The organism is Arthrobacter sp. Z5-13 (assembly GCF_056499105.1).
In genome coordinates this window covers 3,032,714-3,052,578 of the sequence record NZ_CP096460.1, presented here as the reverse complement: position 1 = coordinate 3,052,578, position 19,865 = coordinate 3,032,714, and the positions used below count along the sequence as shown (strand labels likewise).

Annotated in this window: 20 protein-coding genes and 1 tRNA gene; 13 read left to right on the top strand and 8 right to left on the bottom strand. The window is 62.1% G+C overall.

The window, feature by feature from the left end; translation table 11 throughout:
• Window positions 1-61: 61 nt before the first annotated feature.
• Window positions 62-135, top strand: a tRNA-Ile gene (locus M1E02_RS14380).
• Window positions 136-339: 204 nt separating this feature from the next.
• A complete protein-coding gene (locus tag M1E02_RS14375; RefSeq protein ID WP_479374914.1) occupies window positions 340-1,530 on the top strand; it encodes an acyl-CoA dehydrogenase family protein in 1,191 nt (396 codons plus the stop codon).
• Window positions 1,531-1,559: 29 nt separating this feature from the next.
• Here M1E02_RS14375 and M1E02_RS14370 read toward each other — a convergent pair whose 3' ends face one another.
• The gene (locus M1E02_RS14370; protein ID WP_479374913.1) at window positions 1,560-2,066 is read right to left on the bottom strand and encodes a murein hydrolase activator EnvC family protein; all 507 of its coding nucleotides are present in this window, start codon (window positions 2,064-2,066) and stop codon (window positions 1,560-1,562) included.
• A 466-nt stretch (window positions 2,067-2,532) separates the two neighbouring features.
• On the opposite strand from M1E02_RS14370, the gene rpsB reads away from it, so the two are divergent.
• From rpsB to M1E02_RS14340, 6 genes are all read left to right on the top strand, one after another.
• Window positions 2,533-3,408, top strand: coding sequence for a 30S ribosomal protein S2 (gene rpsB, locus M1E02_RS14365; protein WP_479374912.1), 876 nt, complete (start codon window positions 2,533-2,535; stop codon window positions 3,406-3,408).
• A 133-nt stretch (window positions 3,409-3,541) separates the two neighbouring features.
• Window positions 3,542-4,378 (top strand): translation elongation factor Ts, encoded by an 837-nt coding sequence (gene tsf, locus M1E02_RS14360; protein ID WP_479374911.1) that lies wholly within the window; start codon window positions 3,542-3,544, stop codon window positions 4,376-4,378.
• 148 nt (window positions 4,379-4,526) lie between these two features.
• A complete protein-coding gene (gene pyrH, locus M1E02_RS14355) occupies window positions 4,527-5,264 on the top strand; it encodes a UMP kinase (RefSeq protein WP_479374910.1) in 738 nt (245 codons plus the stop codon).
• Window positions 5,265-5,379: 115 nt separating this feature from the next.
• Window positions 5,380-5,937 (top strand): ribosome recycling factor, encoded by a 558-nt coding sequence (gene frr / locus M1E02_RS14350; protein WP_479374909.1) that lies wholly within the window; start codon window positions 5,380-5,382, stop codon window positions 5,935-5,937.
• Window positions 5,937-6,857 (top strand): phosphatidate cytidylyltransferase, encoded by a 921-nt coding sequence (locus M1E02_RS14345; RefSeq protein ID WP_479374908.1) that lies wholly within the window; start codon window positions 5,937-5,939, stop codon window positions 6,855-6,857. The genes frr and M1E02_RS14345 overlap by 1 nt, the downstream gene beginning before the upstream one ends.
• Window positions 6,858-6,948: 91 nt before the next feature.
• Window positions 6,949-7,521 carry a DivIVA domain-containing protein gene (locus tag M1E02_RS14340; RefSeq protein ID WP_479378167.1) on the top strand — a complete coding sequence of 191 codons (573 nt, stop codon included), beginning with the start codon at window positions 6,949-6,951 and terminating at the stop codon, window positions 7,519-7,521.
• On the opposite strand, the gene M1E02_RS14335 is transcribed toward M1E02_RS14340, so the two are convergent.
• Genes M1E02_RS14335 through M1E02_RS14320 form a run of 4 tightly spaced genes read right to left on the bottom strand, consistent with a single transcriptional unit; the run spans window position 7,518 to window position 11,398 of the window.
• Complete coding sequence (locus tag M1E02_RS14335) at window positions 7,518-9,029, bottom strand: sodium/solute symporter (protein WP_479374907.1); 1,512 nt, start codon at window positions 9,027-9,029, stop codon at window positions 7,518-7,520. The two genes, M1E02_RS14340 and M1E02_RS14335, sit on opposite strands and share 4 nt — an antisense overlap.
• A gap of 7 nt (window positions 9,030-9,036) precedes the next feature.
• Window positions 9,037-9,387, bottom strand: coding sequence for a DUF485 domain-containing protein (locus tag M1E02_RS14330; RefSeq protein WP_479374906.1), 351 nt, complete (start codon window positions 9,385-9,387; stop codon window positions 9,037-9,039).
• Window positions 9,384-10,103 (bottom strand): LytR/AlgR family response regulator transcription factor, encoded by a 720-nt coding sequence (locus tag M1E02_RS14325; protein WP_479374905.1) that lies wholly within the window; start codon window positions 10,101-10,103, stop codon window positions 9,384-9,386. Before M1E02_RS14325 ends, M1E02_RS14330 begins: the two co-directional genes overlap by 4 nt.
• Window positions 10,104-10,150: 47 nt before the next feature.
• Complete coding sequence (locus M1E02_RS14320) at window positions 10,151-11,398, bottom strand: sensor histidine kinase (protein WP_479374904.1); 1,248 nt, start codon at window positions 11,396-11,398, stop codon at window positions 10,151-10,153.
• Between the two features lie 165 nt (window positions 11,399-11,563).
• On the opposite strand from M1E02_RS14320, the gene M1E02_RS14315 reads away from it, so the two are divergent.
• Both M1E02_RS14315 and M1E02_RS14310 read left to right on the top strand, forming a co-directional pair.
• Complete coding sequence (locus tag M1E02_RS14315; RefSeq protein WP_247044459.1) at window positions 11,564-11,944, top strand: DUF485 domain-containing protein; 381 nt, start codon at window positions 11,564-11,566, stop codon at window positions 11,942-11,944.
• Window positions 11,941-13,557 (top strand): solute symporter family protein, encoded by a 1,617-nt coding sequence (locus tag M1E02_RS14310; RefSeq protein WP_479374903.1) that lies wholly within the window; start codon window positions 11,941-11,943, stop codon window positions 13,555-13,557. Before M1E02_RS14315 ends, M1E02_RS14310 begins: the two co-directional genes overlap by 4 nt.
• 84 nt (window positions 13,558-13,641) lie before the next feature.
• Here the strand turns inward: M1E02_RS14310 and M1E02_RS14305 are convergent, their stop codons facing one another.
• Both M1E02_RS14305 and M1E02_RS14300 read right to left on the bottom strand, forming a co-directional pair.
• Complete coding sequence (locus M1E02_RS14305; protein WP_479374902.1) at window positions 13,642-14,043, bottom strand: hypothetical protein; 402 nt, start codon at window positions 14,041-14,043, stop codon at window positions 13,642-13,644.
• A 633-nt stretch (window positions 14,044-14,676) separates the two neighbouring features.
• A complete protein-coding gene (locus M1E02_RS14300; RefSeq protein WP_479374901.1) occupies window positions 14,677-15,153 on the bottom strand; it encodes an Lrp/AsnC family transcriptional regulator in 477 nt (158 codons plus the stop codon).
• 197 nt (window positions 15,154-15,350) lie between these two features.
• Here M1E02_RS14300 and pdhA point away from each other — a divergent pair, with 197 nt between their 5' ends.
• From pdhA to M1E02_RS14285, 3 genes are read left to right on the top strand one after another with little or no spacing between them, the layout of a single operon-like run.
• Window positions 15,351-16,529 carry a pyruvate dehydrogenase (acetyl-transferring) E1 component subunit alpha gene (gene pdhA / locus M1E02_RS14295; RefSeq protein ID WP_479374900.1) on the top strand — a complete coding sequence of 393 codons (1,179 nt, stop codon included), beginning with the start codon at window positions 15,351-15,353 and terminating at the stop codon, window positions 16,527-16,529.
• Window positions 16,529-17,539 carry an alpha-ketoacid dehydrogenase subunit beta gene (locus M1E02_RS14290; RefSeq protein WP_479374899.1) on the top strand — a complete coding sequence of 337 codons (1,011 nt, stop codon included), beginning with the start codon at window positions 16,529-16,531 and terminating at the stop codon, window positions 17,537-17,539. Before pdhA ends, M1E02_RS14290 begins: the two co-directional genes overlap by 1 nt.
• Complete coding sequence (locus tag M1E02_RS14285; RefSeq protein WP_479374898.1) at window positions 17,536-19,014, top strand: dihydrolipoamide acetyltransferase family protein; 1,479 nt, start codon at window positions 17,536-17,538, stop codon at window positions 19,012-19,014. The genes M1E02_RS14290 and M1E02_RS14285 overlap by 4 nt, the downstream gene beginning before the upstream one ends.
• A gap of 47 nt (window positions 19,015-19,061) precedes the next feature.
• Here M1E02_RS14285 and M1E02_RS14280 read toward each other — a convergent pair whose 3' ends face one another.
• Window positions 19,062-19,721: an SACE_7040 family transcriptional regulator gene (locus tag M1E02_RS14280; RefSeq protein WP_479378166.1), complete on the bottom strand. Its 660-nt coding sequence runs from the start codon at window positions 19,719-19,721 to the stop codon at window positions 19,062-19,064.
• Window positions 19,722-19,865 lie beyond the last annotated feature (144 nt).

The following is a 19,865-nucleotide window of genomic DNA, read 5'->3' as shown; positions in this document are numbered from 1 at the left end:
ATTGTTAGAGTGTTTTTGCCCCGCGGCGCGGTCCGGTTTTGGACAGTGCTGTGGGGCGCACGGGGCTATAGCTCAGCTGGTTAGAGCGCGGGACTCATAATCCTAAGGTCCTCGGTTCAAGTCCGAGTAGCCCTACTGTTTGAACAAGACCCTGGCAAGACAGTGCACAGGGTCTGAACAAGACACGGGAGCCGTGGCTGATGGTGAAACCTCAGCCGCGGCTCCTTTGCTTTTGGCTTCACATGCGGTATGTTACTGATCGGTATGTTACTTGCGGGTAACTTAACGATATTGCAGTCCTGGCCCGCCGGCTCTGCTGACCACATGTGAAGGAACACCATGTCCAAAGCTGCTATTGACATCGACAACCTCCCCTACGCTGACGGTGACTTTTTTGGGTTCGAGCAGATGCTCACCACCAAAGAGCAGGACCGCCTTGCCGAAATCCGCGGGTTCCTGGCCAGGGAAGTAAAGCCGATCGCAGTGGACTGCTGGAACCGGGGGGAGTTCCCCATGGATCTGATCCCCAAACTGGCGGAGATTGACCTTGTCAGTCCCGTGAGGCGCCAAGGCCACTCGAACCTCTTCGCCGGGATCATCCATGCTGAAGTCACCCGTGCCGATACCTCCATCTCCACTTTCATGGGAGTCCATGACGGATTATTCACTGGCTCCATTGAGGCGCTGGCGTCCCAGGAACAGCAGGAAGCCTGGCTGCCCGACATCTACTCAATGAAGAAGATCGGCGCGTTCGGCCTGACCGAACCCCTCGGCGGTTCCGATGTCGCGGGTGGCACCCGCACCACGGCACGCTACGACGGCGGCCAATGGATCCTCAACGGAGCCAAGCGCTGGATCGGTAACGCCACCTTCTCCGACTGGGTGGTCATTTACGCCCGGGACGAGGCCGACAACCAGGTCAAAGGCTTCCTGGTCGACACCAAGTCCGAGGGCTACACCGCCACCAAGATCGAGAACAAGATCTCCCTTCGAACCGTCCAGAACGCTGACATCGTGCTGGACAACGTGGTGGTTCCCGACTTCTTCAAACTCGCGAACGCCAATAGCTTCCGCGACACGAACAAGGTCCTCAAGGTGACCCGCCTTGGCGTGGCCTGGCAGGCGGTCGGTCAGCAGCTTGCTGCTTTTGACGTCGCCCGCCGCTATGCAGTTGAGCGGACCCAGTTCGGGCGGCCGCTCGCCTCCTTCCAACTGGTCCAGAACCAGCTGGTTCAGATCCTGGGAAACGCGGTGAGCTCGATGGGCATGATGGTGCGGCTCTCCCAGTTGGAGGATGCCGGCCTGGCCAAGGACGAACAATCGGCGCTTGCCAAGGCCTTTACCACTGCGCGCATGCGGGAAAGTGTTGCCCTGGGCCGCAGCATCCTGGGCGGCAACGGGATCGTCACCGACTACGAAATGGCAAAAGTCTTCGCTGATGCCGAAGCCATTTACTCGTACGAAGGAACTCACGAAATCAATACCCTGGTAACCGGGCGCGCGATCACGGGAATCTCGGCAATCGTCTAAAGCGTGCAATCGGCTAAGCCTGGGATTGTTTAGCGCCCCCTGGTTGCCAGCGGGAGCAGGACGGAGGGACGCAGGTCCCTGACGAATGACAACGGGTTGAGGTACTCCTCGCCGCGGCGGACTCCCCAGTGGAGGCAGGGCGTGCTGCCGCAATGCCCCGGAAGCACAGTGCCAATGACATCCCCCTTGGACACCGCTGTTCCGACAGCCAAGGTGCTCTCCACAGGTTCGAAGCTGCTCTTGATGCCACCATGGTCGACGGTGATCACCGGCCTGTCCACCACAACGCCTGCGAACGTGACAGTGCCTGCCTCCGGGGAGCTGACCTGAGCGGCGGGTGCGGACTGAAGATCCACGCCTCGATGCCCGCTCAACCACGGCTTGGCGGGCGGGTCGAAGGCGCGCAGCACTGCCGGCTCCGGAGACAGGGGCCAGCTCCAGCTGCCCCGCGGTTCCGCGATGGCCGCTGGAGCGGTGCCTTCGGCTGTCAAGGGTGCGATGAACATCACGAGCGCGGCGAGAATTGATGCTTTCATCCCCCCAGCCTGCGCGTCTCCGGATGCGGTAGTAAGGCGCCGATCCTGCTATGTGGAGAACGTCCTGATGGCCCCGGGCCTGGTCTCTGGCAAGGAAGGCGCTGTAGTACACTTGACGGAGCAGTTTGCTGTGCCCTCAACGGTGCCTGCCTTCAGTCCACGTTACGTACGCGTCCGTGTTTTGCAGGTGGCCATTCGTCGGCACGTCTCATTCAGAGGTGTGGGGGAGCAGCAGCTGACTACGCGCATCCAGCCCTCCGTCTTCGGAAGTCCAGGTCAGTCCTGACTTCCGGTTGTGGAGGATTGCGCCTCTTGCGGTCAGTGCCGGCAACGGTCCTGGTGAGAGGAACAAGGGATGCCAGGAGCAAAAGCCCGCCTGGGCAAGAGCTAAATCAACCGTCAACTATTGGCAGGGTAAGAGAGCCATGGGCTCTCTCATGAATGACCTGCCGGAAGGAGCGTCGGCATGCCCGTCGTAACTATGCGCCAGCTGCTTGACAGCGGCGTCCACTTTGGACACCAGACCCGTCGTTGGAACCCGAAGATGAAGCGCTTCATCTTCACGGAGCGCAACGGCATCTACATCATCGACCTTCAGCAGTCGCTGTCCTACATCGACCGCGCCTACGAGTTCGTGAAGGCCACCGTTGCACACGGCGGCACCGTTCTCTTCGTCGGTACCAAGAAGCAGGCCCAGGAAGCAATTGCCGAGCAGGCAATGCGCGTCGGCCAGCCCTACGTCAACCAGCGTTGGCTCGGCGGTATGCTGACCAACTTCCAGACGGTTGCCAAGCGTATCCAGCGTATGAAGGAACTCGAAGAGATCGACTTCGACGACGTCGCCGGTTCCACGTACACCAAGAAGGAGCTGCTGCTCCTCAAGCGCGAACTCACCAAGCTTGAAACCAACCTTGGCGGTATCCGCAACCTGACCAAGGCACCCTCGGTGCTCTGGATCGTGGACACCAAGAAGGAACACCTTGCTGTTGACGAAGCCAAGAAGCTGAACATCCCGGTTGTTGCCATCCTTGACACCAACTGCGATCCCGATGAGGTCGACTTCCCGATTCCGGGTAACGACGACGCCATCCGCTCCGTGAACCTGCTCACCCGCGTAGTCGCCGACGCCGTTGCTGAGGGCCTCATCGCCCGCAACCAGCGTGCAACCGGCACCACCGAGACCCCGGAAGAGCCGCTGGCTGAGTGGGAGCGCGAGCTTCTCGAGGGCAGCAAGGCTGAAGAAGCTCCTGCCGCTGAGGCCGCCCCCGCCGAAGCTGCTCCGGCTGCTGCCGAGGAAGCCCCGGCTGCCGACGAAGCACCTGAAGCTGACGCTGCCAAGTAAGCAGGCAATCAAAGCTTGACCATCCCTGGGTTGCCCGCAGCTCCGGGACTACCGACCGGATGGCTGCTCACTCGCTGAGCAGCCATCTTGGGGGTGACCACATACACACAATTTTCTAGACAGAGGGGTTCACATGGCCAACTACACTGCCGCTGATATCAAAGCTCTGCGCGAGCGCACCGGCGCCGGCATGATGGATGTCAAGAAGGCTCTTGACGAAGCCAACGGTGACGCCGAGAAGGCCATCGAGATCATCCGCATCAAGGGCCTTAAGGGCGCTACCAAGCGTGAAGGCCGCTCCACTGCTGAAGGCCTGGTTGCTGCCAAGGTCGAGGGCAACGTTGGCGTGATGGTCGAGGTCAACTGCGAGACCGACTTCGTGGCCAAGGCTGACAAATTCATCCAGCTTGCCGACAAGGTTCTGGCTGTTGCTGTTGAGTCCGGCGCTGCCGATCTCGATACCCTCCTGGCCACCGACGTTGACGGCAAGCCGCTCTCCGAGGTCGTCGTCGAAGAAGGCGCTGTCCTCGGCGAGAAGGTTGTTGTCCGCCGCATCACCCGTGTTGAGGGTGGAACGGTTGACGCGTACCTGCACAAGACCTCCAAGGACCTTCCGGCCCAGGTCGGCGTGCTCTTTGCTGTTGAAGGCGAAGGCGAAGCTGCCGCTACGGCAGCCCACGACGTCGCCGTCCACATCGCTGCAATGGCACCGAACTACCTGACCCGCGCCGATGTTCCGGCCGAGCTGGTTGAGTCCGAGCGCCGCATCGCCGAAGAGACTGCCAAGGCTGAAGGCAAGCCCGAGGCTGCCATGACCAAGATTGTGGAAGGCCGCGTGACGGGCTTCTACAAGGGCGAGGTCCTGGTTGACCAGGCATTTGCCAAGGACGCCAAGAAGTCCGTGGCCCAGGTTCTCGAAGGGGCCGGCGTCAAGCCGGTCGCCTTCACGCGTTTCCGCGTAGGTTCCTAGTCACACATGCCAAGGGGTGGTCACTACGGTGACCGCCCCTTTTGCATGCACAGATGGCGGCTGCCATTGCCAGGCCAAGGCCCCGGCAATGACACATTTGCCGCCTCGCACGATAACCTAGCTCAGAGTTCACCAACGGGAAGGCACCATGGAAACCGTAAACACTTCGACCCACTCGGAGAAGAACCGACGGCGCGTCCTCCTCAAGCTCTCAGGTGAGGTGTTCGGCGGCGGTAAGCTCGGCGTCGACCCTGACACAGTACGCGGCGTAGCAAAGCAGATCGCGGCAGCGGTACCTGACGTCGAGGTGGCGATCGTCGTCGGCGGCGGCAATTTCTTCCGCGGCGCAGAACTTTCCCAGAGCGGGATGGACCGCTCCCGCGCGGACTACATGGGGATGCTGGGGACCGTGATGAACTGTCTCGCCCTTCAGGATTTCCTGGAGCAGGCCGGGGTGGAAACACGCGTCCAGAGCGCCATCACCATGGGTCAGGTCGCAGAGGCCTACATCCCCCGCCGCGCTATCCGGCACATGGAAAAGAACCGGGTCGTCATCTTTGGCGCCGGGGCGGGATTGCCGTACTTTTCCACTGACACTGTTGCTGCCCAGCGGGCCCTCGAGGTCCATGCCGACGTCGTGCTGATGGCCAAGAGCGGGGTTGACGGGGTCTACACCGCTGACCCCAAAAAGGATCCCAAAGCCCAAAAGCTGGACCGGCTCAGCTATGACGAGGCCCTCCGCCGGGATATACGCGTGATGGACCAGACGGCCATGACCATGTGCAAGGACAATGACCTGACAATGGTGGTCTTCGGCATGGAGGGCGAGGGCAACGTGACCCGTGCCATCCGTGGCGAGGAACTGGGCACCCTGGTCACGCCCTAGCAACGGCTAGGATGTTTTTAGGCCGGGTCCCGCAGGCGGGACGAACAGGCAGACGGAACCACAACCGTGCAACTCGCAGGCAAGCCGGAGTGCACTAATTTTCTGAGGAGAGATCGTGATCGAAGAAACCTTGCTCGAAGCCGGGGACAAGATGGACAAGGCAGTCGAAGTAGCCAAGGAAGATTTCGCCTCGATCCGAACGGGCCGCGCCACTCCGGGCCTCTACAACAAAGTCATTGTTGAGTACTACGGCACCCCCACTCCGCTGCAGCAGCTCGCTTCCTTCGCAGTTCCGGATGCGCGGACTATTCTGGTCACGCCCTATGACAAGTCGGCGCTGCGGGACATCGAGCGCGCTCTGAGTGATTCCGAAGTCGGCGCCAACCCTTCCAACGACGGCAACGTCATCCGCATCACCATCCCCGAACTGACGCAGGAACGCCGCAAGGAATACGTCAAGATCGTCAAGGGCAAGGGTGAGGACGCCAAGGTGTCCATCCGCAACATCCGCCGCAAGGCCAAGGAGACCCTGGACAAACTGGTCAAGGACGGAGAAGCCGGCGAAGACGAAGGAAGCCGCGGCGAAAAGGAACTTGACGCCCTGACCAAGGCACACGTGGACAGCATCGACGAGCTGCTCAAGCGCAAGGAAGCCGAGCTGCTCGAGGTCTGATGAGCCAGGCACAACAAGGCCCGGGGGCTCAGGCCCGGGTGCGTCGGGTGCAGCGGCCCAACCCCACCCCCAAGGCGGGACGCAACCTTCCGGCCGCCATCGCCGTCGGGCTTGCCATGCTTTTTGCGGTACTCGGCGGGCTGCTGTTCCTGCCGCTCGGCTTTGTGGTGGTCACCACCACATTTGCCGCGATGGGAGCCTGGGAGGTTTTCCGGGCGCTCGAAGTGTCGGGAACCAGGATCCCCATCGTCCCGGTGATGACCGGTACCATCGCGATGCCCATCGCGGCCTATTTCGGCGGCCTGGAAAGCCTGCTGTTCGCAATGCTGCTCAGCAGCGTAGCTGTGCTGCTCTGGCGGTCCATTGAGAGTGCCGAAGGATCCGCGCGGAGCATCTTCGGCGGTGTCTTCACCCTCGCCTGGGTACCCTTCCTGATCAGTTTCGCAGTACTTCCGCTCCATGCGACGGGTGGGGCCACCCCGGTGGGTCTGTACGACGACGGCGTGGTGCCGGAAGGTGCCTGGCAGATCGTTACGCTGCTGCTGCTGGTGGTCTCCAACGACACCTTCGGCTACCTTGTTGGGGCCTCCTTGGGGAAGCACCCGATGGCCCCGAAAATCAGCCCGAAAAAGTCGTGGGAAGGCTTCGCCGGCTCCGTGGCAGGTGCCATGGTTATCGGGGTCCTGGCCAGCATCTTCCTGCTGGACAAACCCTGGTGGGTGGGTGTTGCCCTCGCGGTGGGCATGGTGGCGGCGGCTACGGCAGGGGACCTTGCCGAGTCGATGGTCAAACGCGAGCTCGGGATCAAAGACATGAGCAGCGTCCTGCCCGGCCACGGCGGAATTATGGACAGGCTGGACTCAATCGTGTTCGCTTCTCCTGCCGCGTTCATCCTGTTTGCAGCCTTCGCGCGAACATGACGGGTCTTCGCACCGCTTTTGTCCGGCACCCTAGAATGGTGCGGAGCAACCCAGGCTGAACCGTATTGAAGGACAGAACGTGAGAGTGGACATGCAACGGCAGATACCCGCAACCTTCGACCGTGTAGAGCGGAACGAATACGGTTATAACGCCAAGCAGGTGGACGAGTTCCTGCAGCGTGCCAGGGTTTCCTTCGAAAACCCGCAAGCCGCGTCCTCCGTCATCAAAAGCTCTGACGTCCGTGCGGTCTCCTTTGACCCGGTCAAAGGCGGCTATGCTGCCGACGGCGTGGACGCAGCCCTGGACCGATTGGAAGACGCCTTCGCGCGCCGGGAACGCGACGAACTTATTGCCCAGCGTGGTGAGGAAGCCTGGCTCCGGGAAATCGGAAAGCTCTCCGGGCTCCTGCGCGGCCGCCTCCACAGGCCTGATGGTCAACGCTTCCGCCGGCCCACCAAGTCCCGGGCACGAAGCTACAACATGATCGACGTGGACAATCTCTGCCATGACCTGATTGGTTACCTCGAGGAAGACCGCCCCCTCAGCGTCGATAACGTCCGCAAGGCCGTCTTTCGTCAGGCGGTAGGTCCGGATGGCTATGAGGAAACCCAGGTGGATGCTTTCCTTGACCGCGTCGTGGAACTCATGGCCGCCATCGACTAGCGTCTGGGTGACTGGCCTTCCAGAGGCTGGCGTTCGGCCGTTTGGCGTACTGTCTCAAGCGGGCGCTCCGGGGTGTGCAGGCGGGTCATAACGCGGGAGATGGTTGCGGGTACCCTGTTGCGGGTTGCCCGGGACGCCAGGACCATAACGGCGAAAGCGGCCGGCACCGACCACGCCGCGGGCTGGGCAAGCCAGAAAGGTGTAGCCGCTGAGCCGATGATCGCACCGGCAACCATCGCACCGCCACACAGGACTGCCCCGGTCAGCATCCCGGCGATGGCGCCTGCATCTGTCAGGCCGCGCCACCAGATGCCCAGAAGCAGCACAGGGCACAGCGTGGAGGCCGTGAAGGCGAAGACAAGGCCAACGCTGCCTGCCAGGGCCAGGGAATCGGTGGAGAAAGCAAAAAGCAGGGGGACTGCGGCCGAGATCAGGGCCGCCACACGGAATCCGCGGACGCTGCCGCCGAGGACGTCCTGGCTGATAACACCCGCGAGCGAGACCACCAGGCCCGATGTGGTGGACAAGAACGCTGCGAACGCACCTGCCACCACCAAAGCAGAGAGCAGTTCCCCTGCCGTTCCGCCTACGAGCCTGCCGGGAAGCAGAAGCACCAGCGCATCCGCCTGGCCCCGTTGGGCGAGATCGGGAGCAAACATGCGTCCTGCGAGTCCATAGGCCGTGGGAAAGAGGTAGAAGACAGACAGCAAGCCAAGCACGATCAAAGTAGTACGCCGGGCTGAATGCCCGTCCGGGTTGGTGTAAAAGCGAACCAGTACGTGCGGCAGCCCCAGCGTGCCGAAGAGTAACGCCACCAGCAGCGAAATGTTCTGGTACATCCCGGCTGACGGCAGCCCGGTGGGGTTGGCAACCGGTTCGGCGACGGGAGTGGCGCCGGTTCCGGCCAGGACGAGAAGCATAAAAATTACCGGAACGGCCAAAGCCGTGAGTTTGAGCCAGTACTGGAACGCCTGAACAAAGGTGATGGATCGCATGCCGCCTGCCACGACGGTCAGGCACACCACCACAACCACGGCCACCGAGCCCACCCAGGATGGAAGCCCCGTGGTGATGCGTATGGTCAGGGCGGCTCCGTGGAGTTGCGGAACGATGTACAGCCACCCGACCATGACCACAATGAGGCTGGTGACGCGACGGACAGCCTTGGAGTCAAGCCGCGATTCGGTGAAGTCAGGAATGGTGTAAGCCCCCGAGCGCCGCAGCGGCGCCGCCACAAATAGCAGCAGCATGAGGTAGCCGGCGGTGTAGCCCACCGGAAACCACAGGGCATCTGTTCCCGACAGCAGGATGAGCCCGGCCACACCCAGGAAGCTTGCCGCCGACAGATACTCTCCACCGATCGCGGAGGCATTCCACCAGGGCGGGACAGTACGGGAAGCCACGTAAAAGTCGCCCGTGGTCCGCGAGATCCGCAGCCCATAGAAGCCGATTGCCGCCGTCGCCAGCGATACTGCAACGAAAGCCGCGATGCCCACCACCGGGTTCATCGATTCATCATTTGTCCTCCGCAAGATCCCGGTAGCGGGACTCGTTCCGTGCTGCGCTCCGGATATAGAGCCACGCGCTCATCCCGATCACCGGATAGATCCCGGCCCCCAGCAGGAGCCAGTCAAGGGGGATCCCGGCGATCCTCACGGCGGCGAGGCCCGGGACGAGACCGAGGAGTACGGGGAAAGCAACCAGGATCAAGAGGAAGCCTCCGGCCACCACGATTCCCAGCCGCAACTGCGAGCGGATCAGGGACCGCACAAAAACCTGGCCAACCTCAGATTCCTGGGCAGCTTCGCGGCTGTCTGCGGCGGGCCGTGCGGCGGACCGGGGTGCTGTGACGCGGACCCGGGTCATGTCTGCGGCCGGATCCTGGTGGCCTCCAGCTTTTCCCTGACAGCGGGCAGGTGCCTGCGGCTGATGGACAGTTCAGCGCCAGTCACCGTGACGCTGGGCCGCGCGGCCGCCAGCTTCATGTGGGTGACATGCTTCAAGGAAATCAAATACGAGCGGTGGGTCCGGATAAACCCGGCGTGGGCCCACTGTTGCTCCAGATCGGCAAGGGGAACCCTGATGAGGTAGCTCGCTTCGGCTGTATGGAGCCGGGCGTAGTCTCCCTGCGCCTGCACGTAGGTGACGTCGTCGCGCCGGATCATCTTTGTGGTGCCGCCGAGATCCACGGTGATCAGCTCCGGCGGCTCCGCGCCGTCCCTCAGCAGTTCACAGATCCGTCCAACCGACCGGGTGAGACGTTCCGCCCTGACCGGCTTGAGCAAATAGTCGACGGCGGCGAGTTCGAATGCTTCAAGTGCGCAGTCCTCATCGGCAGTGACAAATACGACGGCCGGTGGTCGGGGGCTCCGGGAAATCACACGGGCGATGTCCAGGCCTGAGACAGCAGGCATGTGGATGTCCAGGAACACAGCGTCAACTGTTTCCGCCTCAAGCGCCCGCAAAGCGGCGGCGCCCGAGGAAGCACGGAGGATCTTGCCGATCCGCTCATCCTTGCCCAGTAAGAACGCAAGCTCCTCCACGGCTGGCAGCTCGTCGTCAGCGACGAGAACGTTAATCATTGTTCTAGGGTAGTGGGCGCTGCAGGCGGCGGGTACGGCAGCAGAGTTCAGGCATCGTGGTGGGGTTGGGATTTCGGAATCCGCATCGTGATCAGGGTTCCTTCCCCGGGAGCAGTCTCGATCACCAGTCCGTTGTCCTCACCGTAGACCTGGCGAAGCCGGGCATCCACATTGCGCAACCCGACATGGTCGCCGTCGGTGTGTCCCGCGAGCATGGAGCGCAGTTCGTCCGGATCCATTCCGACGCCGTCGTCCTCAATTGTCACTTCTGCGAAAGCGCCGGAGTCATGGGCGGTCAGCGAAATCCGTCCTGGGCCTTCCTTGGCTTCGAGCCCGTGCCGGACGGCGTTCTCCACGAGCGGCTGCAGGCTCAGGAACGGAATTACCGTGCTCAGGACTTCGGGGGCGATCTGCAGGCTCACCTGGACCCGGTCACCGAACCTGGCCCGCTCCAGGAGCAGGTAACGGTCAATGCACCGCAACTCTTCCGCGAGGGTGGTGAAATCCCCGTGGCGGCGGAAGGAGTACCTCGTGAAGTCGGCGAACTCCACCACCAACTCCCTGGCCCGGACAGGATCGGTGTTGATGAAGGAGGCGATGGCGTTGAGGGAGTTGTAGATGAAGTGGGGGCTGATCTGGGCACGAAGGGCACGCACTTCGGCTTCCATAAGGAGGGTGCGGGAGGCATCGAGCTCTGCCAGTTCCACCTGCGTGGCCACCCAGTCCGCCACCTCGCCGGTTGCCCGGACAAGGCCCGATCCGGCGGACGGAGCGAACGCGGCAACCGCTCCCACCACCCTGCCGCCTGCCTTGATGGGCGCTATGACTGCGGCGAGCTCAGTTGGGGCGACGTCCTTGCTTTTGACCCGGCCCCTGCCCTCGGCGGCTCCCGCCCGAACTGCCGCTTTCGCTGTCAGGAGTTCTCCGGCGGGGACGACGGCGGTGCGCCCGCCGGAGAGGACGTCAGCGGCCCTGGCCATCAGGAGGGGCTTCAGCTCCTCGGCTCCGCCATCCCAAGCCAGCACTCCTGACGTGTCGGTGATGGCCAGCGCCTCACAACCCAGCAGGCTCCGCAGCTGACGGCTTGCCTTCGCCGCTCCTGACGGGGTCAGCCCGGTCCTCAGATGCTGCCCGGCACGGGAGGCCGCATGCAGTGTTTTGTAGGTTGCCCTTTCAGCATCGCTGCCCAACTCCCGAAAGGAGCGCAACACCTTCAGGCCAACGCCCGCGACGACGGCAATGGCCAGGGCGATCACGGCAATTGCGGCGGCGGTATACAGGGGAGAGTCCGGCATGGTGCCAGCGTAGCCGCCGTTTGTCGCAGCATCGCAACCGTTGGGCGACGAAAGCAGTACTGGCTCTGGAAGGCTGGCATGCCTACGGGGCACAGTGATTGCAGTCACATTGGCCGGGGGACTCTGGAACCGGTGTGGATGAGCAAGTCTCAACGAGGAGGAATGATGGGTAACGACGCCCAAACCACGGATACAGCGGAGTCCGTGGACTTCAAGGAAGTCCAGTCGACGGAGCGGTTCCAGGAACTGCGCAAACGTCACCGCAGCTTTGTTTTCCCTATGGCCGTGGCGTTTCTGCTGTGGTATTTCGCCTACGTGCTGCTGGCCGACTATGCAGTCGGCTTTATGTCCACGAAGGTCTGGGGCAACATCAACATCGGCCTGATCCTGGGCCTGTTGCAGTTCGTGTCCACCTTTGCCATCACGGGCTGGTACGTCAGTTACTCCAACCGGAAACTGGACCCCATCGCCGCTGAGATCCGCCAAGGAATTGAAGGCCACGAATTCGATAAGGCAGGCAACCCTGTGAGCGGAGCAGTGAAATGATCGGAATTCCGACTGCGGTGAATGTCGCCGCCCTCAAGGACACCACCCTGCTGAACATGGCCATCTTCGGGCTGTTCGTAGCGGTCACCATGGTCATCGTTTTCCGGGCCAGCCGCAACAATAAAACAGCCGCTGACTACTACGCTGCCGGGCGTTCGTTCAGCGGATCCCAGAACGGCACAGCCATTGCCGGCGATTACCTCTCCGCCGCTTCATTCCTTGGCATCACGGGTGCAATCGCCATCAACGGCTACGACGGCTTCATGTACTCCATTGGATTTCTCGTGGCCTGGCTCGTGGCGCTGCTGCTCGTGGCCGAACTGCTGCGCAACACCGGCAAGTACACCATGGCCGATGTCCTGTCCTTCCGCCTCAAGCAGCGTCCGGTCCGCATCGCGGCCGCTATTTCCACCCTCGCAGTCTGCTTCTTTTACCTGCTGGCGCAGATGGCCGGAGCCGGAAGCCTGATCTCCCTCCTGCTGGGCATCAGCGACTGGGGTGGACAGGCGCTGGTGATCATCGTCGTCGGAGCCCTCATGATCATGTATGTCCTGATCGGCGGCATGAAGGGCACTACCTGGGTCCAGATCATCAAAGCGATCCTGCTGATCGCAGGTGCCGGCGTTATGACCTTGTGGGTTCTCTCTATTTACGGCTTCAACCTCTCCAACCTGCTGGGTGCTGCCGTGGAGACGGCCAACAACCCCAACGTGCTGAACCCCGGGCTTCAGTACGGCAAGTCGGAGACCTCCAAGCTCGACTTCATGTCCCTTGGACTTGCCCTCGTTCTGGGCACGGCTGCGCTTCCGCACGTCCTCATGCGTTTCTACACCGTCCCCACAGCCAAAGAAGCCCGCAAGTCAGTGGTCTGGTCCATCTGGCTCATTGGCCTCTTCTACCTTTTCACCCTGGTCCTGGGCTATGGCGCAGCCGCCCTCGTGGGGGCAGACACCATCAAGTCCGCCCCTGGCGGTGTCAACTCCGCCGCCCCATTGTTGGCCTTCCACCTTGGCGGGCCACTGCTCCTGGGCTTCATTTCCGCTGTGGCGTTCGCTACCATCCTCGCGGTGGTTGCCGGTTTGACCATCACGGCCGCGGCTTCGTTCGCCCATGACATCTACGCCAGCGTCATCTCCAAGGGAAAGGCCGACGCCGAGACTGAGGTAAAGGTTGCCAGGCGCACCGTGGTGGTCATCGGGGTCATGGCAATCGTGGGCGGTATCTTCGCCAACGGCCAGAATGTTGCCTTCCTTGTAGCGCTCGCCTTCGCCGTCGCTGCCTCTGCGAACCTGCCCACGATCGTTTACTCCCTGTTCTGGCGGAAGTTCACCACCCAGGGTGCCGTGTGGAGCATGTATGGCGGGCTCGGTTCGGCAATCATCCTCATCATCTTTTCGCCAGTAGTTTCCGGCGGAGCCACCTCCATGATCAAGGACGCGAACTTTGCGATCTTCCCCTTGAGTAACCCCGGCATTGTTTCCATCCCGCTGGCCTTCTTCCTGGGCTGGCTTGGAACAGTTCTCGATAAGCATCGGGAAGACACTGCAAAGCAAGCCGAAATGGAGGTCCGCTCCTTGACGGGGGTGGGCGCAGAGAAGGCGACCAACCACTAGTCCCGAACTGCAGACGACTCGAAGCGGCAGGAGCTCCGGTGCACATGCACCGGAGCTCCTGCCGCTTCTGTTATTTCAGCCTCATTACATCGGCTCGATCCAGGCTTCAGTCACTTTGAGCTGGTCCTTTCCCTCAAAGAAGTACTCAAACTCGAAATCCTTGTCATCGCAGGTCAACACACCCCAGACTTCGGCAAATTTCATTCCGTCCACCTTGTACGATTCCGCGCCGCTGTATGTTGGCTCGCACGAGGCGTCCAGTTCCAGCTCCCTGTGGCCGGCGACGAAGTCCTGCTTGGAGACTTCCTGCTGAAAGGAGGAATGGAGGTAATTGTCGTAGGCATTATCGGTCTCACCGGAAACCATCAACCGCGTGAATTCGTCGGCCACGTCCCTTGCCTGGTTGGTGGTTGCGCCCACAACGTTGATCAGCAGCACCACCCCTGCTGCTATCAGGAGCACAACACCGGCCACACTACCGAGCACGATCCATAGCGCCTTTTTGCTGCTGGCGGGCGGTGGCGGCCACTGCGTTTGGGGCTGGGGATAAGAGGGCTGCCCCGGGAAGGGTGGTTGTTGCCAGCCCTGTTGAGGTTGCCAGCCCTGTTGAGGTTGCCAGCCCTGTTGAGGGTAAGGGGGCTGCTGGGACGGTGGCTGCCAGGGCTGTTGGGCATAAGGATACTGACCAGCGGATCCCGGGGCTGGCGGTTGCGGCCAGCCCTGCTGTGGGTAGGGATGCTGTGGGTAAGGATGCTGCGGGGATGGCTGCTGCCAGGGTTGCTCGGAGCCCTGTGGGTGCGTGTGTTCACCGCCTGAGGGTTGCTGCCAGGGTTGCTCGGCGCCCGGCTGCCAGGCTTGTTCCCGATGGGGTTCTGAGGGAGACTGCCGCGGGGCCTGCTCCGGCGATTGGCGGGCGTATGGCCCGGGCTGCTCAGATTCCGGGGGATTGCTCAAGAGGGTGCCTTTCCGGCAGCCTTTTTGTGCAGCTGCCTGGTGTTCAAGGAGCCGGGGGCGGTCCCATGGGTGCGATGAATGTCAGCCTATAGCCCCGAGACCAGAGCACGCGGCTTTTATCCCTATCAATGCCCTCGTTTTTGTAACTCCCACGCCCCCGCGCTGCTAAACGGATTCTGCCGAATTCCGTTCGAGCAGCGGCTGGATCCGGAAAGGAATCAGCTCGCCCATCGCCAAGGCGGTGTCAGTCCTGTCCACGCCCTCGCAGGACAGGATTTTGCCATTGATTCTGAAGAGGTCCTCGGCGTCAACAGCCACAACGCGCAGGAACAAGTCGGCCGAACCCGTGAGTCCGTAGCCTTCAAGGATTTCCGGGATGGCAGCGAGGTCGATCGCAAGCTGTTTCAGCTTCTGTTGCTGTACGTGGACCGAGATAAAGGCCATCAGCGGATAACCCAGTGACACCGGATTAATACGCCGCTCGAAGGAGAGGAAGACGTGCTTTTTCTCCAGCTGGGCCATGCGGGCCTGCACTGTGTTCCGGGAGAGCCCGAGCTTTTGCGCGAGGGCCACTACAGTCCGCCGGGGATCGCGTGCCAAGGCAGAAAGCAGGCGGGTGTCAGTGCCATCCAAAGCTTGCATAATGCGCAACGTTAGCACGGTCCCAATGCTCCAGACAGTGCACAATGCTCAGTTGAAATTGAAGTGGTTGTACCGCATGAACATTGTGAGTATGGTCACAATTATCCGGGGCAACGGGGCCCGGCGGGCTGGCGTGCACAGGGATCACGAGTTCCTGGAGTCGCCGGTCACACGACGTCAGAAGGTTGCGTGCAACTATGAACGCAGACGATTTGAGCCAGGGCGGCACCACCGCAGCTGGCCCGGACAACTGGGCAAACCATCACTATCGGACCGGTGGGAACCTGGTCCAGCTGATTACCCCGGGCGGTGAACGCGTCAGCCATCCTGAATACGATGTCTGGGTCAAGGACGTCACCGACGAACAGCTCGCCTCGCTCTACGAGGACATGGTTGTCATACGCCGCATCGATACAGAGGCCACAGCATTGCAGCGGCAAGGTGAGCTGGCCCTCTGGCCGCCGCTTGCCGGGCAGGAGGCCTCGCAGATCGGCTCAGCCAGGGCACTCCGGGACGATGACTTTGTCTTCTCCAGCTACCGGGAAAATGGAGTGGCATACTGCCGGGGAGTGGACCTGACGGACATCGTCCGGGTGTGGCGAGGGAACGCATCCTCAGGCTGGGATCCCTACTCCATCAACATGGCTACACCCCAGATCATCATCGGCGCCCAAACACTCCATGCCACGGGTTACGCCCTGGGTATTCAGCACGACGGCGCGGACAGCGTTGCAATGGCCTACTTCGGTGACGGTGCAACGAGTGAGGGCGACGTCAATGAAGCGATGGTCTTTGCGGCCAGCTTCCAGGCACCTGTCATCTTCTTTTGCCAGAACAACCACTGGGCCATTTCCGAACCGGTAGGACTGCAGTCCCACATTCAACTCGCTGACCGTGCAACAGGGTTCGGGATTCCCTCCGTCCGCGTGGATGGAAATGATGTGCTCGCCGTCATGGCTGCAACCCGGGAAGCACTCGAAAGAGCACGGCGCGGGGGAGGACCCTCATTTATTGAAGCTGTGACCTACCGCATGGGCCCCCACACCACGGCGGATGATCCCACCAGGTACCGCGATGCCAACGAACTTGAGGATTGGGCCGCGAAGGATCCCATGGCGCGCGTCAGGTCCCTTCTGGAACGAAGGGAAGCATGGAGCGATGAACTGGAGGCGCGGGTCACTGCGAAAGCTGATGCCGTGGCCCAGGAGATGCGCAGTGGCTGCGTCAATATGCCTGACCCACAGCCGCTCGACGTGTTCAAACACGTGTACAGCACGCCGCATTCCTGGCTGGAACGCCAGCAGGACCACTATTCCCGTTACCTGGCTTCGTTCGGAGACCCCGCACAGGCCTCTTCTGAAAAAGGTGCACGCTGATGACCCAGATGACCTTTGCCCGTGCCATCAACTCCGGCCTGCGCAAATCCCTGGAAAATGACCCCAAAGTAATTCTGATGGGGGAGGATATCGGTACGCTGGGCGGGGTGTTCCGCATTACCGACGGCCTTCAGAAGGACTTCGGCAGGCACCGTGTTATTGACACCCCGCTGGCCGAATCCGGGATCATGGGGACCGCCGTCGGGCTTGCCTACCGCGGTTACCGCCCGGTGGTGGAGATCCAGTTCGACGGATTCGTCTACCCGGCTTTTGACCAGATTGTGTGCCAGGTGGCCAAGCTGCACTACCGCACCCAGGGCGCAGTGAAAATGCCCATCACCGTCCGCGTTCCTTTTGGTGGCGGCATCGGCTCCCCGGAACACCACTCGGAATCGCCTGAGGCGTACTTCACCCACACCTCCGGACTGCGGGTGGTAAGTGTTTCCAACCCCCAGGACGCCTACATTATGATCCAGCAGGCCATCGCCTCCAATGACCCCGTGGTCTACTTTGAGCCCAAACGCCGGTACCACGACAAAGGCGAAGTGGACGAGTCCATGGACCCTGCCTCCGTGCTTTCCATGGAAAAGGCCAGCGTTGTTTCCGAAGGCAAGGACGTCACCCTGGTGGCCTACGGTCCCTTGGTGAAGACCGCCCGCGATGCCGCGCTCGCGGCTGCCGACGACGGAGTATCAGTGGAAGTCATCGACCTGCGCTCGCTGTCGCCGGTGGACTTCTCAACCGTGGAAGCTTCCGTGCGCAAGACGGGCAGGCTGGTTGTGACCCATGAAGCCGGACAGTTCGGCGGCATAGGCGGGGAAATTGCGGCCAGCATCACGGAGCGCTGCTTCTACCACCTCGAAGCCGCCCCAGTACGCGTCACCGGCTTCGACATCCCCTACCCCTACTCCAAACTCGAAATGCATCATCTCCCCGACCTGGACCGGATCCTTGACGGCGTGGACCGGGCGCTGGGCCGTCCCAACTCGCTCAGCGGGCTGGAAGGATGACGGCCACCATGATCAAGGAATTCAGGCTGCCTGATCTTGGTGAGGGTTTGACGGAATCGGAAATCCTCAGCTGGAAAGTGAACGTGGGCGATACCGTCACGCTCAACCAGGTCATCGCAGAAGTGGAAACGGCTAAGGCCGTCGTCGAACTTCCCTCACCGTTCGCCGGGGTGGTTACCGCGCTGCATGAGCAGCCCGGAACCGTGGTGGAAGTCGGCAAGCCGATCGTTTCCTTTGAAATAGCAAACGACGACGGCGGCCCGCCCGCCCCGGGCAATGTTCCAGTAAGCCGGGAGCCAGGTAACGCCGCCGCATCAGGCGAGCCTGACCAGCCTGCTGCTGCCAGCCAGCCGGCACCTGCTAAACGGGAGCCGAATCTGGTGGGGTATGGCGCCGTCGTCGAAAGTTCCGGGCGTCCTGTCCGGAGGGCGCGGGGTCATCTTGCCGCGGTAAAGGACGGCGCTCCTGTGGCGCACGCGCCGCTGTCCACTCACCAGGCCGCCCCTGAGCCTGCCCCCGCTGAACCCGCTGCGCACATTCAACCCGCCGAGCCGGCTGAAAGCACAACAGAACGGCCACGTTCCACTCCACCCGTGCGGAAGCTGGCGAAGGACCTGGGCGTGGAGCTCGAGTCTGTGACCGGGACGGGCCCGGGAGGCCTGATTACCCGGGACGACGTCCGGAACTTCGTGGGTGGCGGAGACCTGCCCGCCGCTGCGCACGCTTTGTCCGAGACGGCATACCCCGGGGAAACTGCCGATAAGCAGGGCAGCGAACGCGAGGTCCGCACGCCCATCAAGGGCGTCCGTAAGTTCACCGCCGCCGCAATGGTTTCGAGCGCCTTCACCGCGCCGCATGCCACGGAATTCCTTACCGTGGACGTCACTCCCTCTATGGAACTGCTCACCAGGCTCAAGGGAAGCCGCCCCTTTGCCGGCTACAAGCTCACTCCGCTCACCCTGGTGGCCAAGGCGCTGCTGATAGCCCTGAGGCGTAATCCGTCACTCAACACCCACTGGGATGAGGATGCCCAGGAGATCGTGCAGTTCAACTACGTCAACCTCGGCATCGCGGCTGCAACGCCGCGCGGCCTGACCGTGCCCAACATCAAGGACGCCCACTCACTGACGTTGGCAGAGCTGTCAGCAGCATTGACGGAGCTTACGGATACGGCCAGGGAAGGAAAAACCAGTCCTGCGGACCTCTCCGGTGGAACTATCTCCATCACCAACATCGGGGTGTTCGGTATTGACGCCGGAACTCCGATCCTCAACCCCGGCGAAGCGGCCATTCTTGCCATGGGGGCAGTGCGGAGGATGCCTTGGGAGTATCAGGGCGAGGTGGCACTCCGCCAGGTGATGACGCTGAGCCTGTCGTTTGATCACCGGCTAGTGGATGGGGAACAGGGGTCCAGGTTCCTGGCCGACGTCGGGTTCATCCTGTCGGATCCCGGCATCGTCCTGGCCATGGTCTAGGGGCTCCGGGCCGGGGGTGGGACAGAACGCCTCACCCTTGGCTCTGCTCAAGGACCCGTGGCCGGGGGCACCATCAAGGCGGCCATAGCCATACTTTCCAGGAGTGGCCTGGCAGACGCGGCGGCCATTCGTCGGCCATGGTTGCGCACTGAATGCGGTGTAGAGTTGATAAGTCCGAACGTGGCGTGGGCGCGCATCCGCAGGTCACTTGCTTCAGCGCCTGCATGGAGCCGCAGGAGGACATCCACCCACAATTCGACATAGCTGCGCTGCAGCGTGCGTACATTTGCCTGGGCGGATTCCGCCAGGTTGCTGAAGTCCCTGTCCTGGACACGGATGACGTCCGGATTGCTGAGGGCAAAATCCACCTGGAATGCCACCAGCCCCGCGAGGGCATTGTGTGGGGTGGGGGCATCGGCCACTACCCGCCGGCCGCCTTCCAGCAGGTCCTCGCTGACGGTCTGCAACAATGCTCCCAGGACAGCCTGTTTTCCCGAGAAGTGCCGGTAGACGGCAGGCCCGCTGACGCCGGCGGCGGCCCCGAGGTCCTCAAGTGAAACGCTGTTGAAGCCGTCCCTGGCGAACAAGGTGGCGGCTGCCGACAAGAGAGCTTTGCGGCGGCTCTCCTTGGCCTGGCTGCGCTGGGTCCCAGGGCCCGCCTTGCCGGTTGACCGTTGAGCGGCAGCCAACGAGTTGGATGCTGGCATGGGGCTGCGCGGGGCCATGGGGCTGAGTACCTCCTGAATCATGCGATGGTCCAACCCCGTCCCAAGCTCAACGTGTTGGACATCACAGTTAATAGAGACTAACCTAAATTTCAGTTACGCGGTACTAACCGAAATAGCCAGGAT

What these genes read in the sequence shown, in the direction of transcription:
- M1E02_RS14375 (WP_479374914.1), top strand. Translation starts at nt 340, where the DNA reads ATGTCCAAAGCTGCTATTGACATCGACAACCTCCCCTACGCTGACGGT.
- M1E02_RS14370 (WP_479374913.1), bottom strand. Translation starts at nt 2,066, where the DNA reads ATGAAAGCATCAATTCTCGCCGCGCTCGTGATGTTCATCGCACCCTTG.
- rpsB (WP_479374912.1), top strand. Translation starts at nt 2,533, where the DNA reads ATGCCCGTCGTAACTATGCGCCAGCTGCTTGACAGCGGCGTCCACTTT.
- tsf (WP_479374911.1), top strand. Translation starts at nt 3,542, where the DNA reads ATGGCCAACTACACTGCCGCTGATATCAAAGCTCTGCGCGAGCGCACC.
- pyrH (WP_479374910.1), top strand. Translation starts at nt 4,527, where the DNA reads ATGGAAACCGTAAACACTTCGACCCACTCGGAGAAGAACCGACGGCGC.
- M1E02_RS14345 (WP_479374908.1), top strand. Translation starts at nt 5,937, where the DNA reads ATGAGCCAGGCACAACAAGGCCCGGGGGCTCAGGCCCGGGTGCGTCGG.
- M1E02_RS14340 (WP_479378167.1), top strand. Translation starts at nt 6,949, where the DNA reads ATGCAACGGCAGATACCCGCAACCTTCGACCGTGTAGAGCGGAACGAA.
- M1E02_RS14335 (WP_479374907.1), bottom strand. Translation starts at nt 9,029, where the DNA reads ATGAACCCGGTGGTGGGCATCGCGGCTTTCGTTGCAGTATCGCTGGCG.
- M1E02_RS14330 (WP_479374906.1), bottom strand. Translation starts at nt 9,387, where the DNA reads ATGACCCGGGTCCGCGTCACAGCACCCCGGTCCGCCGCACGGCCCGCC.
- M1E02_RS14325 (WP_479374905.1), bottom strand. Translation starts at nt 10,103, where the DNA reads ATGATTAACGTTCTCGTCGCTGACGACGAGCTGCCAGCCGTGGAGGAG.
- M1E02_RS14320 (WP_479374904.1), bottom strand. Translation starts at nt 11,398, where the DNA reads ATGCCGGACTCTCCCCTGTATACCGCCGCCGCAATTGCCGTGATCGCC.
- M1E02_RS14315 (WP_247044459.1), top strand. Translation starts at nt 11,564, where the DNA reads ATGGGTAACGACGCCCAAACCACGGATACAGCGGAGTCCGTGGACTTC.
- M1E02_RS14310 (WP_479374903.1), top strand. Translation starts at nt 11,941, where the DNA reads ATGATCGGAATTCCGACTGCGGTGAATGTCGCCGCCCTCAAGGACACC.
- M1E02_RS14300 (WP_479374901.1), bottom strand. Translation starts at nt 15,153, where the DNA reads ATGCAAGCTTTGGATGGCACTGACACCCGCCTGCTTTCTGCCTTGGCA.
- pdhA (WP_479374900.1), top strand. Translation starts at nt 15,351, where the DNA reads ATGAACGCAGACGATTTGAGCCAGGGCGGCACCACCGCAGCTGGCCCG.
- M1E02_RS14290 (WP_479374899.1), top strand. Translation starts at nt 16,529, where the DNA reads ATGACCCAGATGACCTTTGCCCGTGCCATCAACTCCGGCCTGCGCAAA.
- M1E02_RS14285 (WP_479374898.1), top strand. Translation starts at nt 17,536, where the DNA reads ATGACGGCCACCATGATCAAGGAATTCAGGCTGCCTGATCTTGGTGAG.
- M1E02_RS14280 (WP_479378166.1), bottom strand. Translation starts at nt 19,721, where the DNA reads ATGCCAGCATCCAACTCGTTGGCTGCCGCTCAACGGTCAACCGGCAAG.